The organism is Micromonospora sp. NPDC000316 (genome assembly GCF_042898885.1).
In the GTDB taxonomy this organism is placed as follows: domain Bacteria; phylum Actinomycetota; class Actinomycetes; order Mycobacteriales; family Micromonosporaceae; genus Micromonospora.
This window is the reverse complement of sequence record NZ_JBIAZG010000006.1, coordinates 216,164-230,518: the sequence shown is the minus strand read 5'-3', so window position 1 is coordinate 230,518 and position 14,355 is coordinate 216,164. Positions and strand designations below refer to the sequence as shown.

14 protein-coding genes are annotated in these 14,355 nt (G+C 70.0%); 10 read left to right on the top strand and 4 right to left on the bottom strand.

Translation table 11 applies throughout. From position 1 onward, the window contains the following. Window positions 1-321: 321 nt before the first annotated feature. From ACFY2Q_RS15920 to ACFY2Q_RS15900, 5 genes are all read left to right on the top strand, one after another. Window positions 322-1,377, top strand: coding sequence for an ABC transporter ATP-binding protein (locus ACFY2Q_RS15920; protein ID WP_387130945.1), 1,056 nt, complete (start codon window positions 322-324; stop codon window positions 1,375-1,377). Beyond that, window positions 1,374-2,456, top strand: a complete 1,083-nt coding sequence (locus ACFY2Q_RS15915; protein ID WP_387130746.1) for an ABC transporter ATP-binding protein — start codon at window positions 1,374-1,376, stop codon at window positions 2,454-2,456. Before ACFY2Q_RS15920 ends, ACFY2Q_RS15915 begins: the two co-directional genes overlap by 4 nt. After that, entirely contained in the window at window positions 2,453-3,454 is a 1,002-nt protein-coding gene (locus ACFY2Q_RS15910; protein ID WP_387130744.1) for an ABC transporter permease, read from the top strand. Before ACFY2Q_RS15915 ends, ACFY2Q_RS15910 begins: the two co-directional genes overlap by 4 nt. An 8-nt stretch (window positions 3,455-3,462) precedes the next feature. Beyond that, window positions 3,463-4,449, top strand: coding sequence for an ABC transporter permease (locus tag ACFY2Q_RS15905; RefSeq protein WP_387130743.1), 987 nt, complete (start codon window positions 3,463-3,465; stop codon window positions 4,447-4,449). Window positions 4,450-4,594: 145 nt separating this feature from the next. Continuing rightward, window positions 4,595-6,337, top strand: a complete 1,743-nt coding sequence (locus ACFY2Q_RS15900) for an ABC transporter substrate-binding protein (RefSeq protein WP_387130741.1) — start codon at window positions 4,595-4,597, stop codon at window positions 6,335-6,337. Between the two features lie 397 nt (window positions 6,338-6,734). On the opposite strand, the gene ACFY2Q_RS15895 is transcribed toward ACFY2Q_RS15900, so the two are convergent. Both ACFY2Q_RS15895 and ACFY2Q_RS15890 read right to left on the bottom strand, forming a co-directional pair. Then, complete coding sequence (locus ACFY2Q_RS15895; protein WP_387130739.1) at window positions 6,735-7,142, bottom strand: nitroreductase family deazaflavin-dependent oxidoreductase; 408 nt, start codon at window positions 7,140-7,142, stop codon at window positions 6,735-6,737. Window positions 7,143-7,151: 9 nt separating this feature from the next. Further along, window positions 7,152-7,730 carry a DinB family protein gene (locus ACFY2Q_RS15890; RefSeq protein ID WP_387130737.1) on the bottom strand — a complete coding sequence of 193 codons (579 nt, stop codon included), beginning with the start codon at window positions 7,728-7,730 and terminating at the stop codon, window positions 7,152-7,154. A gap of 260 nt (window positions 7,731-7,990) precedes the next feature. On the opposite strand from ACFY2Q_RS15890, the gene ACFY2Q_RS15885 reads away from it, so the two are divergent. Together ACFY2Q_RS15885 and ACFY2Q_RS15880 are read left to right on the top strand one after the other, a co-directional pair. Continuing rightward, complete coding sequence (locus ACFY2Q_RS15885) at window positions 7,991-8,299, top strand: hypothetical protein (protein WP_387130735.1); 309 nt, start codon at window positions 7,991-7,993, stop codon at window positions 8,297-8,299. A gap of 204 nt (window positions 8,300-8,503) precedes the next feature. Beyond that, window positions 8,504-8,917 (top strand): nuclear transport factor 2 family protein, encoded by a 414-nt coding sequence (locus ACFY2Q_RS15880; RefSeq protein ID WP_387130734.1) that lies wholly within the window; start codon window positions 8,504-8,506, stop codon window positions 8,915-8,917. A 9-nt stretch (window positions 8,918-8,926) separates the two neighbouring features. Here the strand turns inward: ACFY2Q_RS15880 and ACFY2Q_RS15875 are convergent, their stop codons facing one another. Next, on the bottom strand, window positions 8,927-11,071 hold the full coding sequence (locus ACFY2Q_RS15875) for a prolyl oligopeptidase family serine peptidase (protein ID WP_387130733.1): 2,145 nt from the start codon (window positions 11,069-11,071) through the stop codon (window positions 8,927-8,929). An 86-nt stretch (window positions 11,072-11,157) separates the two neighbouring features. Here ACFY2Q_RS15875 and mshB point away from each other — a divergent pair, with 86 nt between their 5' ends. The 3 genes from mshB (at window position 11,158) to ACFY2Q_RS15860 (ending at window position 13,086) form a co-directional block, all read left to right on the top strand. Then, window positions 11,158-12,084: an N-acetyl-1-D-myo-inositol-2-amino-2-deoxy-alpha-D-glucopyranoside deacetylase gene (gene mshB / locus ACFY2Q_RS15870; protein ID WP_387130732.1), complete on the top strand. Its 927-nt coding sequence runs from the start codon at window positions 11,158-11,160 to the stop codon at window positions 12,082-12,084. Between the two features lie 17 nt (window positions 12,085-12,101). After that, the gene (locus tag ACFY2Q_RS15865; protein ID WP_387130944.1) at window positions 12,102-12,536 is read left to right on the top strand and encodes a hypothetical protein; all 435 of its coding nucleotides are present in this window, start codon (window positions 12,102-12,104) and stop codon (window positions 12,534-12,536) included. Window positions 12,537-12,621: 85 nt separating this feature from the next. Then, complete coding sequence (locus ACFY2Q_RS15860) at window positions 12,622-13,086, top strand: hypothetical protein (RefSeq protein ID WP_387130730.1); 465 nt, start codon at window positions 12,622-12,624, stop codon at window positions 13,084-13,086. Between the two features lie 193 nt (window positions 13,087-13,279). Here the strand turns inward: ACFY2Q_RS15860 and ACFY2Q_RS15855 are convergent, their stop codons facing one another. Continuing rightward, window positions 13,280-14,293 (bottom strand): GNAT family N-acetyltransferase, encoded by a 1,014-nt coding sequence (locus ACFY2Q_RS15855; protein ID WP_387130728.1) that lies wholly within the window; start codon window positions 14,291-14,293, stop codon window positions 13,280-13,282. Between the last annotated feature and the right edge of the window lie 62 nt (window positions 14,294-14,355).

Genomic DNA, 14,355 nt, shown 5'->3' with positions numbered 1-14,355 from the left:
CCGAGGGCGAGGTAGTCCGGTTCGGTCCAGGGCAGCGGGTGGTTGAGAATTTCCGCGGGTAGCACCTGCCCACTGGAGCTCAAGTGGCGACATCGAGGCCGCACCTGACGTGCGACCAGGAGATGAATGGGCGTGGATGGCGAGGTGACGGGGCTGCGGGGCCGATGCTGACTCGTTACGCTCGGGCCCGCTGACAGGCGCTGGCTGTGTAGCTTACTTTCACCCTCGGGACTTGCCTGTAAGTTCTCTTCGTCACTGAGGGAGGCGGCCGTGGACAATTCGGATCCGGCGCCGTCCGGGGGACCGGACGACCATCCCACCGTGCCGGCGCAGCGCGGCAACGAGGCCGCCTACCTGCGGGTGAGTGACCTGCGGGTCCGCTTCGACACCTCCGACGGCGTGGTGCGCGCGGTCGACGGGGTGTCGTTCGCCGTCGAGCGGGGCCGCACCCTCGGCATCGTCGGCGAGTCCGGCTCGGGCAAGAGCGTCACCTCGCTTGCCATCCTCGGTCTGCACGACCCGAAGCGCACCACGATCACCGGGGAGATCTCCGTCGGTGGCCGCCAGGTGGTCGGCCTGGCCGACGAGGAGGTACGCCGGCTGCGCGGCCGGGACATGGCGATGATCTTCCAGGATCCGCTCTCCGCGCTGCACCCCTACTACACGGTGGGCCGGCAGATCGCCGAGGCGTACCGGGTGCACCACCCGAAGGCCAACCGGCGTGAGGCCCGCCAGCGGGCGGTGGACATGCTGGACCGGGTCGGCATCCCGCAGCCGGCGCGCCGCTTCGACCAGTACCCGCACGAGTTCTCCGGCGGCATGCGGCAGCGGGTGATGATCGCGATGTCCCTTGTCAACGACCCGGCCCTGCTGATCGCCGACGAGCCGACCACCGCGCTTGACGTCACAGTGCAGGCGCAGATCCTGGACCTGCTGGCCGACCTCCAGGCCGAGTTCCAGTCCGCGATCATCCTGATCACCCACGACCTCGGTGTGGTCGGCCAGGTCGCCGACGAAGTGCTTGTCATGTACGGCGGGCGGGCCGTCGAGCACGGCAGCGTGGAGCAGGTGCTCCGCTCGCCGCAGCACCCGTATACCTGGGGGTTGCTCTCCAGCGTGCCGTCGTTGCACGGCGACGCGGACGCGGACCTGCTGCCCATCCCGGGCAACCCGCCCAGCCTGATCAACCTGCCGTCGGGCTGCGCCTTCCACCCGCGCTGTCGCTACGCCGACCGCAACGGCGCCCGGTCCCGCACGGAGGTGCCCGAGTTGCTTCCGGCCGGCGCGGACGGCCACCTGGTGGCCTGCCACCTGAGCGCGCAGGAGCGCGCCGAGCGCTACGCCGAGGACGTCGCATCCGTGGGGGTGGCCCGATGACCGACGAACCGCTGCTGCGGGTCCGCGGCCTGACCAAACACTTCCCGGTACGCCAGGGGCTGCGCGGCACTGGCCTGGTGCGTGCGGTGGACGGGCTCGACTTCGACGTGCGTCCCGGCGAGACGCTCGGCCTGGTGGGGGAGTCGGGCTGCGGCAAGACCACCACCGGCCGGATGCTTGTGCGGCTGTTGGAGCCGACCGCCGGCACGATCGAGTTCGACGGGCGGGACATCACCCACGCCGGCCGACGCGAGCTGCGCCCACTGCGCCAGGAACTCCAGATCATCTTCCAGGACCCGTACGCGTCGCTGAACCCCCGGCACACAGTCGGGCGGATCGTGGCGATGCCGTTGCAGGTGAACGGGATCAAGCCGCCGGGTGGGGTCAAGGCCCGTGTGCAGGAGCTGCTGGAGCTGGTCGGGCTGAACCCGGAGCACTACAACAGGTACCCGCACGAGTTCTCCGGCGGCCAGCGCCAGCGCATCGGCATCGCCCGCGCGCTCGCCCTGCGGCCCAAGCTGATCGTCGCCGACGAGCCGGTGTCCGCGCTTGACGTCTCGATCCAGGCGCAGGTGGTCAACCTGCTGCGTGACCTGCAACGGGACCTCGGCCTGGCGTTCGTGTTCATCGCGCACGACCTGGCCGTGGTGCGGCACTTCTGCCAGCGGGTCGCCGTGATGTACCTGGGCCGGATCGTGGAGATCGGCGATCGCGCCGACATCTACGAGCGGCCACAGCATCCGTACACCCGGGCGTTGCTCTCGGCGATCCCGGACGTCACCCAGCTCGGCCCGGCGGGCCGGATCCGGCTGACCGGCGACGTGCCGACGCCGCTCGACCCGCCGTCGGGCTGCCGGTTCCGCACCCGGTGCTGGAAGTCGCGGGACATCTGTGCCACCGAGGAGCCGGCGCTTGTGGCGCGCGACGGCGGTCACCAGGCCACGGCGTGCCACTTCCCGGAGCCAGCCGGCACCGGTCCAGAGACGGCGGCCGGCGGGGTCGACCCGGGCCGCGCGGCTGATGCGGCCGGCGCGCAGGGTCGCGGGACAGCAGCGACAGTCGAGGAGGTGTCGTCGTGAGCCTGTCTCCGGTGGAGGGTGTGGCGCTTGCCGAAATCGAGTCCGGCGGGGGCGAGCCCGGAGCTAAGGGCGTCGTCGGTCGCTCGCCCGGCCAGCTCGCCTGGCTGCGGCTGCGTCGCGACCGGACGGCAGTGGTCAGCGGCGTACTCCTGATCTTCTTCATGGTGTTGGGGTTGGCCGCCCCGCTGATCGAGATGGCGTACGGGATCGGCCCGCGCGACCAGTTCCAGAACCTGCTGGACCGCTTCGGCATGCCGCTGGGCTACGCCGGTGGGGTCACCGGGGACCACTGGTTTGGCCTGGAGCCAGGGCTGGGTCGGGACATCTTCATCCGGCTGATCTACGGGCTGCGGACGTCGCTGTTCATCGCTCTCGCGGCGGCTCTGATCACCGCGACGATTGGCGTCGTGCTCGGCGCGCTCGCCGGCTACCTCGGCGGCTGGCTCGACGCGGTGATCAACTGGATCACGGACCTGACCCTGGCCATGCCGTTCCTGATCATCGCGCTGGCCCTCACCCCCACGCTCACGCTGCGCTTCTACGGCGAGCGGGGGCAGGTGTCGGCGGCCTTCGGCGTGGGTGTGCTGATCGCCGTCTTCGCCGTCTTCGGCTGGACCAGCACGGCCCGACTGGTACGCGGGCAGGTCATCGCGCTGCGCGAGCGGGAGTTCGTGGAGGCGGCCAAGGCCAGCGGGGCAGGGCTGGGGCACATCATCTTCCGGCAGCTCCTGCCGAACATCTGGGCGCCGATCCTGGTGTCGTTCTCCCTGGCTGTGCCGCAGTTCATCACAAGTGAGGCCGCGCTGTCCTTCATCGGCGTCGGTCTGAGCGACGAGACGCCGAGCTTCGGCCGAATGATCTACCGCAGTCTGGACTACCTCCAGACCGACCCGGCGTACGTGTTCTTCCCGGGCATCACGATCTTCGCGCTGGTGTTCGCCTTCAACCTCTTCGGCGACGCGTTGCGGGACGCGCTCGACCCGAAGTCGTCCCGGTAGGGGTCCCCATGACGCGATTTCTGATCAAGCGACTCTTCTCGGCGGTGCTGACCCTCTTCGCGGTGAGCGTGCTGACGTTCCTCATGTTCTTCGCCCTGCCGCGCGACCCGGTGAGCAGCATCTGCTCGAAGAACTGCAACCCGGAGCGGTTGGAGCGGGTCCGCGACGACCTGGGCCTCAACGACCCGCTGATCAGCCAGTACGCCGGCTACATGAAGGGCATCGTCACCGGACGGGACCTGGGCAGCGCCCAGGGCGGCAGGTGCGACGCACCCTGCCTGGGCTGGTCGTACGTCACAAACGAGGCTGTCTCGGACACCATCGCCCGGGTGCTGCCCGTGACGCTGAGCATCGTGATCCCGGCGGCGATCCTCTGGCTGCTGCTCGGTGTGGGGCTGGGCATGGTGTCCGCGCTGCGTCGGGGCACCTGGCTTGACCGGGCAGCCATCGGCTTCTCGCTGACCGGCGCCTCGTTGCAGCTCTACTTCGTGGGCGCGGTGCTGCTGCTGGTGTTCGTCTACAACCTGCGGTGGCTACCGGTGCCCAGCTACACGTCGATCTTCGAAAATCCGGTGAAGTGGGCCAATGGGCTTGTGCTCGCCTGGGTGGCGCTGGCCTTCCTGTTCTCGGCCATCTACGCCCGCCTGTCCAGGGCGCAGATGCTGGAGACGCTGTCGGAGGACTTCGTCCGCACGGCACGGGCCAAGGGCCTTGCCAAACCCAAGGTGTACGGGCGGCACGCGCTCCGCGCGGCGATCACCCCTGTGGTGACCATCGCCGGGATGGACGTCGGTGGGGCGCTGGGCGGCACGGTGATCACCGAGACGACGTTCGGCATTCAGGGGTTGGGGCGTACGGCTGTGGACGCCGTTCGCTCCGGTGACCTGCCCACGATCATGGCGACCGTGCTGATCGCGGCCGTCTTCGTGGTGGTGGCGAACGTGCTTGTGGACCTGCTGTACGCGGCGATCGACCCGCGGGTGCGGCTGCGCTGATCCGCAGGGTGTCGCCACACCCAGCGATGGCGAAATTTATCGACAACTGTTACACAACTCGTAGGTTTTCTTCCTTACGATCCTCGGAACGTCGGCGGTTCTCGCCCCGACGAAACCGCACGGCACATGGTGAAGGGGGTACTTCATGAGACCACGCGTGGTGGCTGCCGCAGGCGGCGCGATCGCTCTGGTTGTGGCATTGGGTGCGTGCTCGAAGAACACGGGCGAGGGCACCACGGTGGACACCGAACGGCAGCAGACGGGGGTCATCGCGACCGACCCCAAGGACTCGCAGGGCCCGGCGGCCGAGGTCGAGGGCGCCGCGAAGGGCGGCACCTTCACCGTCATCCGGGAGTCGCCGATCTCCCACCTGGACCCGCAGCGGACGTACTCGTTCGCCGGTCTCATGGCCAACCCGCTCTTCGCCCGCTACCTCACCACCTGGAAGGACGACGGCAAGGGTGGCCTGGTCCTCGTCGGTGACCTGGCCGAGACGCCGGGCAAGAACGTCAACAACGACTGCAAGGTCTGGGAATTCACTGTCAAGGACGGGGTGAAGTTCGAGGACGGTCGGCCGATCACCGCCAAGGAGATCGCGTACGGCATCGCCCGATCCTTCGACCCGGACCTGTCCGGCGGCCCCACCTACGTCCAGGAGTGGCTCGCCGACAGCCCGCAGTTCGACACCAAGTGGGACTTCAAGAAGAACAAGACGTCGCTGCCGCCGGGCCTGACCACGCCGGATGACAAGACACTGCGCTTCGAGTTCGCCAAGCCCCGCTGCGACCTGCCGTTCGCGGTCTCGCTGCCGACCACCGCGCCGCTGCCGCCGGACAAGGACACCGGCGTCGACCTGGACAAGCAGCCGTTCTCGTCCGGCCCCTACAAGGTCGCCAAGAACCAGGTCGGCGTGCAGCTCACCCTGGACCGCAACCCCAACTGGGACCCGAACACCGACCCGGTCCGCCACCAGTACCCGGACCAGTTCGTCTGGACCTTCGGCCCCACCGCCGACGCCGCCAACAACCGGGTGATCGCCGACAACGGCGCCGACCAGAGCGCGCTCGCCTTCAACGCCGTGCCCGCCTCGCTTGTCGCCCGGGTGGTCGGGGACGCCACGCTGAAGCCGCGCAGCATCCTGTCGCCGACGCCGAGCGCCAACCAACTCGTCATCAACAACCAGCGGGTAAAGGACCTGAAGGTCCGCCAGGCGCTCAACTACGCCATCGACCGCGAGGGCATGATCAAGGCGCTCGGCGGGCAGACCGTCGCCGCGCCGCTGACCACGCTCATGCCGCCGGCCACAATCGGCTACAAGGCGTACGAGGCGTACCCGGCCGGCCCCAACGGCGACGTGGCCAAGGCCAAGGAACTGCTCGGCGGGCAGACGCCGGAGCTGGTCCTCGGTGTCGCCGACAACTCGACCGAGCAGCAGCAGGGCGCGCAGCTCAAGGCGAACCTGGAACGCGCCGGCTTCAAGATCACGCTGCGGAACATCTCGGACGACGCCAAGCTCGACGAGATCAAGAAGAAGGACAACCCCTGGGACCTGTACATCGGTAACTGGGCGGCGGACTGGCCGAGCGGCGCCTCGATCCTGCCGGTGCTCTACGACGGCCGCACCATCAAGGCCGAGGGCAACAGCAACCAGTCCTACTTCAACGACCCGACGATCAACGCCGAGATGGACCGCATCCTGGCGCTCGCCCCGGCCGACCAGGGTCCCGAGTGGGCCAAGCTCGACGAGCGGATCATGAAGGAGCACGCCCCGGTGGTGCCGCTCTATGTCGACGTGGCCTACAACGTGCACGGGTCCAAGGCCGGCGGGGTCTTCATCTCCAGCGTCTTCGGCTACCCCTCGTTCGTCAACGCGCACGTCAAGCCGTAGGGCATATCGCAGGCAGGGCCCCCTCCCGACAACGCCGTCGGGAGGGGCCCTCTGCCGTTTCCGCCCGCTTGTCCGCCCCTTGATCGACTCAGGTTTCAGGAAACCGGGGTGTCCCGGGCGCCCCGACACCCCGATTTCCTGGAACCCGAGTGGACCTTGCCGCGAGCCCTGCTCGGTCGGCGCGAGCAGACCTGGTCGTCCCGCTCGCGTCGCGATCGGCCAGGCGACGGCGTCGACCGCCAGCCATGGTTGACCGGTTGCGGCCGCCGGGTTCGATCCGGTGAACGCCACGACCTCGCGATATGAGGTGCCCGGTCACCGACACGTTCGACAGAACGGGGGGTTCGACGGACGGCTCATCCACATCGGTCTGCGCGCCCGTGTTGCCGCCGCGTGTCTACGGCGCAGGTTCGAGGACGACGACGGGGATCTGGCGGCTGGTCTTTCGCTCGTAGTCGGCGAAGCCCGGATACGCGGCCTTCTGTGCGCTCCAGATCCGTTCCCGCTCGTCCCCGGTGGCGACCCTGGCGACCACCTTGACAGTGTCCGTGCCGATCTCCGCCTGGGCCCGCGGATGGGCCAGCAGGTTGTGGTACCAGTCGGGATTGGTGGGCGCACCGGCCTTGGATGCGAACACGGCGTACCCGCCGTCCACCTTCTGGTACATCATCGGGTTCACGCGAGTCTGGCCGCTCTTGGCGCCGACCGTGTGCAACAGCAGCAGCGGTGCGCCGGCGAACTGACCGCCGACCTGCCCGCCGTTGGCGCGAAACTCATCGATGATCTTGTCGTTCCAGTCGCTCATGGTTTCCCCTCAGACGAACTTGCGGGCGGTCGATTCCAGTCCTTCGCGGTAGGCGGCCCACCACGCCTCGTCGCCCTCGGCCAGGTTGTCACCGGACCACCGCCAGCCGACGTGCCCGTCGGCCAACTCGCGCACGATGTCGGCGTGCCCTGCGTGCCGGTTCAGCTCGGCGAGCATGTGCACGAGGATGAGGTGCAGGGTCACCGGTTCATGGCCCCACCACCGTACCGAGCCGGGCGCGTCGATCGGGAGCGCGTCGATCGTCGCGTCAGCGTGTGCCCAGACTCGGTGCCACAGGCCGATGACGTCGTCGCGGGACTCGTCGGCTGTGGCCCACATGTCCACGTTCGGTTCGGCGTCCTCGTCCAGGGCTGCGATGAATTCGGGAAAGGGGCGGTCGAACGTCTCACCGAAGTACCCGGCGGTCATCGAGGCCACGTGCTTGATCAGCCCGAGCAGGTTCGTACCGGTCGGCACGAGCGGACGCCGTACGTCGTATTCGGACAGCCCGTCGAGCTTCCCGAGCAGCGCCCGGCGGGCCTCCCGTAGATATCGATGGAGATTCGCCTTGGCATCGAGGTCTGTCATGCCGTCCAGGATCGCACCGCCGCGATGCCCTCGTGCTCCCGGTCGACGCCCAGGCCGGCGCGGTAGTCCTCAAGCATCGCCAGGACCGTGGCGGGATCGTGAATGGCTCGCCGGAATCCCGATAGTTCTCGGCTCCCATGTTCTCGGGCCGCGCCCTGCTCGCGTACTCGAACATGAACCACAAGTGTCCAGACGGCCCGTCGGGCAAACGCCGACTCATTGGCCGGACGTGCGCTGGGCGTTTCCGCGAAGATGTCCACGTGAAGGCGATCTACTCGGACAACGACGACAGCGACCGGGAGGCCCAGCCGGACGTCGTACCCGGCCTGCGCCCCAGACCTGAAGGTGCCGTCGACGTCACGTCGTTGACGCTTGAAGTCGATGGAGAGATGTTCGCCGTACGGCCCAACGAGTGCGATGGCGCCGACTACACGTGGCTCAACGGGCCGAACCCCGGCTACGGATTCGGTATGAGTCCGGCCCTGGACCTGTCGCTCGACGAGCACAGGGAGAACATCCGCGACTTCCTGGCCATGGTTGACCCCACCACCGGGCGCATCGAGGACTGACATGGAGCTGGCAGGGCAGATCTTGGACACTTACCGTCAAGCGATGACGGAAACTGTCCAAGATTGCCAGTCGCGGTGGATCTCAAGCTGCTCGAGATCCCGACGTCTGCGGCGGGTGCCGTCCGCGCAGCCGGCCGGCTCGGCGCGACCATGGTGACCGTGCACGCCATGGTTGGATGTTGAGCCCGCCGAGGGCTCGCCAGATTGTCGCTGGCGGAGGCTAGGGTCCGCGCCGTGGATGACACCTCGACGGCCCGACAGGCCGCCCACGCCTACGTTGATCTTTTGGAGCGCCGGGACTGGTCCAGTTTGGCCGCCCTGCTCACCGATAATGTGGTCTACGAGATGCCGCAGACTCGGGAGCGAATTCGCGGCAGGGACGCGTTCCTGCGGTTCAACACCGAGTATCCGGGCGACTGGCACCTCCGGCCGCGACGGGTGATCGTCGATGGCCGCCTCGCTGCCCTGTGGCTCGATGTCCGCGTCGGCGTCGAGCAGCAAGAGGCGTGCGTCTGGCTTGAGATGTCCGAGCATGGGCTGATCAGCAAGGTCGTCGACTACTGGCCCGAGCCGTACGATCCGCCGCCGGGCCGGGAGCACCTCGTGGAGCGTTGGTGATCATGGCCGTTACAGCAGATGGGTACGGAGGAAATCCAGCTCCAGGGGCAGCAGGCGTTCGGCGGTGCCGTTCGCGGCCATGTGCGTGGCCCCGGTCAGCGGCAACACGGCGTGCGGTCGGCCGGTGCTCAGCAGCGCCGCCGAGAGCCGGAGCGTGTGCGCGGCCACCACGTTGTCGTCGGCCAGACCGTGCACCAGCAGCAACGGGCGCGCCTGGTCGGGGCCGGTGACCGGCTCGGCGGCCATCTCGACCAGCGAGTGGTGCGCGTAGACGTCCATGCCGTCCTCCGGCAACCCCAGATAACGCTCGGTGTACGCCGTGTCGTACAGAGCCCAGTCGGTCACCGGGGCGCCCGCGATCCCGCACTTGAACAGCTCCGGGTGGCGCAGCACCGCCAATCCGGCCAGCCACCCGCCGAACGACCAGCCCCGCACGCCGACCCGATCCAGGTCCAGGTCGGGATGCTTGCCGGCGAGCGCGGTCAGCGCGTCGATCTGGTCGGTAAGCACCACGTCGGCCACCCGCCGGTGGATCGCCTTCTCGAACGACGGGGCCACTCCAGGCGTACCCCTGTTGTCGATGGTGACCACCGCGAACCCGGCGTCGGCCCACCACTGCCGCTCCAACCACGCCGCCCGGGCGGCCACCACCTCCTGGTGGCCGGGGCCGCCGTAGATGTCCAGCAGCACAGGCAGCCGGCGGCCCGTCACGTGGTTGTCGGGGTAGAGCACCGCCGCCGGCAGCCGCCGGTCGGTCACGCGCTCCAGCAGCGGCAGCGGAGAGTACGGCGGGGTGGCGGCAAGCGACCGCAGCTCGGCGACCTCCTGGCCGGCGCGGGACACCGTCCACCGCACCCCTGCGTGGTCCAACGACGCGGTCCCGACGACAAGCACGTCCCCGCCGACGGCCGCCGAGTGCCACCCCGAGTCGGTGGTGAGCCGCCGGGCGTCCACCCCGCCGCCGATTGTGGTGCGGACCCGGAACAGGTGCCGCTCGCTCGGCTCGCCGTCGCTCGCCTCGACAAGCAGGTCGGCCGGACCGCTTACCGCCGGCAGTCGGCCCACCACCCGTCGCACGTACAGCGACGGTGGCGTGAGCAGGGTGCCGTCGGCGAACAGGCAGCGCGCGTCGTACCCGTCGTGGGCCAACTCCCCGCCGACAAGCACCCGGCCGTCCGGCAGGTGCGCCGGCGTGCCGGCGATCGGCTCCACCCAGCGCGGGTCGGCCAGCTCGGCGTGCACCTGCGTCTCACCGGTGCGCGGGTCCACCGCGAGCACCAGGCCGTGCTGCTGCGAACGGCGCAGCACGGTGATCAACGGGCTGCCCTCGACCCAGCTGACCCCGGTCAGGTACGGGTAGGTTTCCCGGTCCCAGTGCACGTCGACCCAGCCGTCGTCCAGGTCCAGCAGGTGCAGGCTGACCTCGGCGTTGGGGCCACCGGCACGGGGGTACGCGACGGCTGTCGGCGGGCTGCCCGGCTCGGCCGGGTCGTGCAGATGCCAGCGGTCCAGCCGGGACTCGTCCACCCGGGCGGCGAGCACCATCCGGCCGTCCGGCGCCCACCAGTAGCCCCGGTACCTGCCGAACTCCTCGGCCGCGATGTGCTCGGCCAACCCCCAGCTCACCCCGGCGTCCTCGCCGGCCAGCAGGGTGTCGGTGCCGTCGGCCTCGATCACCCGGAGCTCACCCCGGCGTACGCCCTCGGCCGCGTCGGTCACGTACGCCAGCCGCTGGCCGGTCGGATCCGGTCGAGGGTCCAGCACCGGGCCGACGGCGGCGACCTCCACCACGTCGCCGTGCACCAGGTCGGCTCGGAACAACCGCCCGGCAAGCGCGAACACCGCCACCCGGCCGGCGGCGTCCAGCGCGTACGAGCCGATGCCGGCGGCGTTGAGCCGCAGCCGCTCGCGTAGCGCCCGCTCACCGGGGGACAGTGCCCGGACGTCGCCGTCGTCGCCGAGCAGGGTCGCCGGGTCGGCTACCAGCTGCTCCTCGCCCGTCGCCACGTCCAGCAGCCAGAGCGCCTCCGCGGGGTCCTCCGGCCCGGCGGAGCGCAAAAAGATCACTCGGGAGCCGTCGTCAGCCACGGAGACAGCGCGCGGCGCACCGTGGCTGAACCGGCGGGTGCGGGCGGCCAGCTCCGGAAAGTCCACAAGCCAAATCGTAGAGCCGCGCCGGGCGTGATGTGGCCGACCTGGGCGGACGCGTCGAGGAGTCCCCGACGGAACCGCCAGTTAGAGTGACCGTCGTGACGACGCTGCCCGACCGCCGCCTGCTGCTGGTCCACGCGCACCCCGACGACGAGTCGATCGGCACCGGCTCGACGATGGCCCACTACGCCGAAGCCGGCGCACACGTGACGCTTGTGACCTGCACCCTCGGCGAGGAGGGCGAGATCCACGTACCGGCCCTCTCGCAGCTCGCCGCCGCCGAGGCCGACCAGCTCGGCGGGTACCGGATCGCCGAGCTGGCTGCCGCCTGCGCCGCGCTCGGCGTCACCGACCACCGCTTCCTCGGCGGCGCCGGCCGCTACCGCGACTCGGGCATGATGGGCCTCGCCACCAACGAGCACCCCCGCGCGTTCTGGCAGGCCGACCTCGACGAGGCCGCCGGGCACCTGGTGGAGATCATGCGGGAGGTACGCCCGCAGGTGCTGATCACGTACGACCCGAACGGCTTCTACGGCCACCCGGACCACATCCAGGCCCACCGGGTGGCGATGCGCGCCGTCGAGTTGGCCGCCGCCGAGGGTTGCGCCCCGCTCAAGGTCTACTGGACGGCCATGCCGCTCAGCGTGTTGGAAGCCGGCATGACGCACTTCGCCGAATCCTCCGACAACCCGTTCGCCAACATCAACGATCTCGCCGAGCTGCCCTTCGGCACCCCTGACGACCAGATCGCGGCGCGGATCGACGGCACCGACCAGCACACCGCAAAGGAAGCGGCGATGCGGGCGCACGCCACCCAGATCCCGGCGACCTCCTGGCTCTACTCGATCGCCGGCAACTTCGGCGGCGAGTTCATGGGCGTGGAGTTCTTCACCCTCGCGGTCGGCGAGAAGGGGCCGGGCACCGGCCCGTACGGCTGGGAGGACGACCTCTTCGCGGGGCTGCCCGAGGAGGCCGACCCGGACCGGTCCCCGGTCGCGGCAGCCGGTCTCCGGTGACCCTGCCCGCCGCCCCGATGCCGGTCGTGGAAGACCAGGACACCCCGCCCGAGGCGGGGCCCCCGCCGCGACTGCTGGATCTGGGCCTGCGGGTGACCGGCGGGATCGTCGTCGTGGTGGCCGGGGTCGTGACAGGTGTGCTGGAGTTGCTGCTCGCCACGCTCCGGGTCGGCGGTCAACTCGTCGGTGTCTCGGTGCTTGTCGCCGTCGGCGCGAACATCGCGCTGAGTTGGTTCGCGCACGAGGCGGTCGGTCGGCGGTGGGCGGTGGCGCTGCCGGGAGTGCCGTGGTTCGCCCTGATGGCGGTGGCCGCGATCCGCACCAACGAGGGCGACCTCCTGCTGGCCGGCGACAACTGGGTCGGCCTGGCCATGATCGTGGCCGGCGCGATGACCTTCGCCGTGATGGGCTTCCGGCAGGTCCTCGCCCCACCTCCCACGCTCAACGGCTGATGACGCCACCCAGGTGAGGGTGGTAGATATTCCTGCCAGGGATGCGGCCCCGCACACGGGGCGTACGGCAGCAGGAGGTCGTCGGATGGACAAGCGGTGGCGTGACGTCGGCGTGCTCGCGGGAGCGTTGTTCGCGGTCAATGTGGCCGCCCGCCTGATCACCTGGCTCGTTTTCGACAATGACGACACCGCCGCCGGCTGGATGTCGCTGGCGATGTTCGTGGTGATCGGTCTGACCCTGGCCGTGGTGGCCTTCCGCTGGGGCTGCCGCCGGCCGGTGGCCGCGTGGTCGGGCGACATGGTCGTCGTGGTGCTGGTGGCGATGGCGTTGACCGTGCTGGTCGGGCCACTACTTGTCGGCAAGAACCCGTTCGGTGATGGCGCTGGCGAGTTCTTCGCCTCGATCTGGTTCTACCTGCTCGCCACCGGCGCCGGAACGCTTGTCGGTTACCTGGTCGCCACCGCCCTCGGCCTCGACTACCGCTCCCAGCAGCTCAAGCGGTTCGCCGAGGTCAAGGCCGCCAAGCCCCGCCGCGTCGTCCGCCGCTGACCGCCGTCGGCTCGGCCGGGCTTGCCGGCTCGGCCGAGCTCGTCGGCTCGGTCGCGCCCCGCGCTCGACGTCTCGGTCGCGCTCGGCCGCGCTTGATCGACTCGCTTTCCGTGAAGTCGGGCTGTCCCGGGCGCTCGGTCACCCCGATATCCATGATGTCGAGTCGATCAAGCGGTGGGTGCGCGGCCGGAGGTCAGTGCGGGGCGACCCGGGTCAGGTACGTGTGGTGCGTGGTGAACCCGAGCCGTCGATAGAGCGCGACCGCCGCCGCGTTGCGCTGCTCCACCTGGAGAAACGCGTGTGTCGCGCCGACGGACGCCCCCCACTCAGCGAGCGAGTCGATCACACGGTGGGCGAGCCCCTGCCGGCGTACGGCGGGCAGCACCTCGATCAGGCTGAGGCCCAACCAGCGTCCCTGACCGGTCACCGTGCCCCGACCGATCGCCACAAGCGTGCCGTTGGCGTACACGTGGGCGAAGCGGACCTGGTCCACGGCGGTGAGCACGTGTCGGGCGGCCTCCGGCAGGCCGCCCTTGCGCCCGGCGGCGATGGCCAGCCACTCCTCGCTCGGGGCAGCCGCCAACTCGACGACCGCCGAGGCGCCGTTGCCGTCGGCCGCGCCACCGCCGTTGCCGTCGGCCGCTCGGTGGGCTGTCGAGGCGGCGGGTGGGGCCGCGTCGGGGAGGGGGAGTGGCGCGGTCTGCACAAGTGTCGGCGGGCGGGTCGTCCAGCCGCGTTCGTCCAGCTCGGCGCCGACCGGCGCGGCGAGCGGCAGCGGGGTGTTGATGATCGCCGGTTGGCCTCGCTCGGCGTACCAGGTCTCGACCGCGTCCACGGCCGCCGGCAGTGGGCGGTCCGGGTCGCCGATCGGCAGCGCCGAGTTGGCCCGTCCGGTCCAGCCCTCGGCTGAGCGCAGCAGCCAGTCACCGAGCCGCCCCCGGGTCGGCGCGGGCCAGGCCTCGTCGGCGGCCCGCTCCAGCGCCACGACGGCCGCGGCGGTGGGCCGGCGGGTCGGCGGTACGCGCTTCGCCCGGTGCACCTGCGCCACCGGTACTCTCAGATTGCCCTTTTCGGTGGCGAGCGTGAGATAGGTCTCGCTCAACTCCACCAGCTCACCTAGAGCATCTGAGAACAACGGACGGCCGTCGCGAATCCCCACAATCCGGCGAACTACGATCCGGTGTCCCACATCCTGCTGTCGGAGCACGATCGACCCCCTCCCCGGCGAGATACTAGGCTCTAACCGTCGCGGGAGATCGCGGCGCGTCT

Bases quoted from the DNA above. Each gene is read 5' to 3' on its own strand.
- ACFY2Q_RS15865 (WP_387130944.1), top strand. From the start codon at position 12,102: ATGCCGGTCGTGGAAGACCAGGACACCCCGCCCGAGGCGGGGCCCCCG.
- ACFY2Q_RS15900 (WP_387130741.1), top strand. From the start codon at position 4,595: ATGAGACCACGCGTGGTGGCTGCCGCAGGCGGCGCGATCGCTCTGGTT.
- ACFY2Q_RS15890 (WP_387130737.1), bottom strand. From the start codon at position 7,730: ATGACAGACCTCGATGCCAAGGCGAATCTCCATCGATATCTACGGGAG.
- ACFY2Q_RS15860 (WP_387130730.1), top strand. From the start codon at position 12,622: ATGGACAAGCGGTGGCGTGACGTCGGCGTGCTCGCGGGAGCGTTGTTC.
- ACFY2Q_RS15915 (WP_387130746.1), top strand. From the start codon at position 1,374: ATGACCGACGAACCGCTGCTGCGGGTCCGCGGCCTGACCAAACACTTC.
- ACFY2Q_RS15905 (WP_387130743.1), top strand. From the start codon at position 3,463: ATGACGCGATTTCTGATCAAGCGACTCTTCTCGGCGGTGCTGACCCTC.
- ACFY2Q_RS15895 (WP_387130739.1), bottom strand. From the start codon at position 7,142: ATGAGCGACTGGAACGACAAGATCATCGATGAGTTTCGCGCCAACGGC.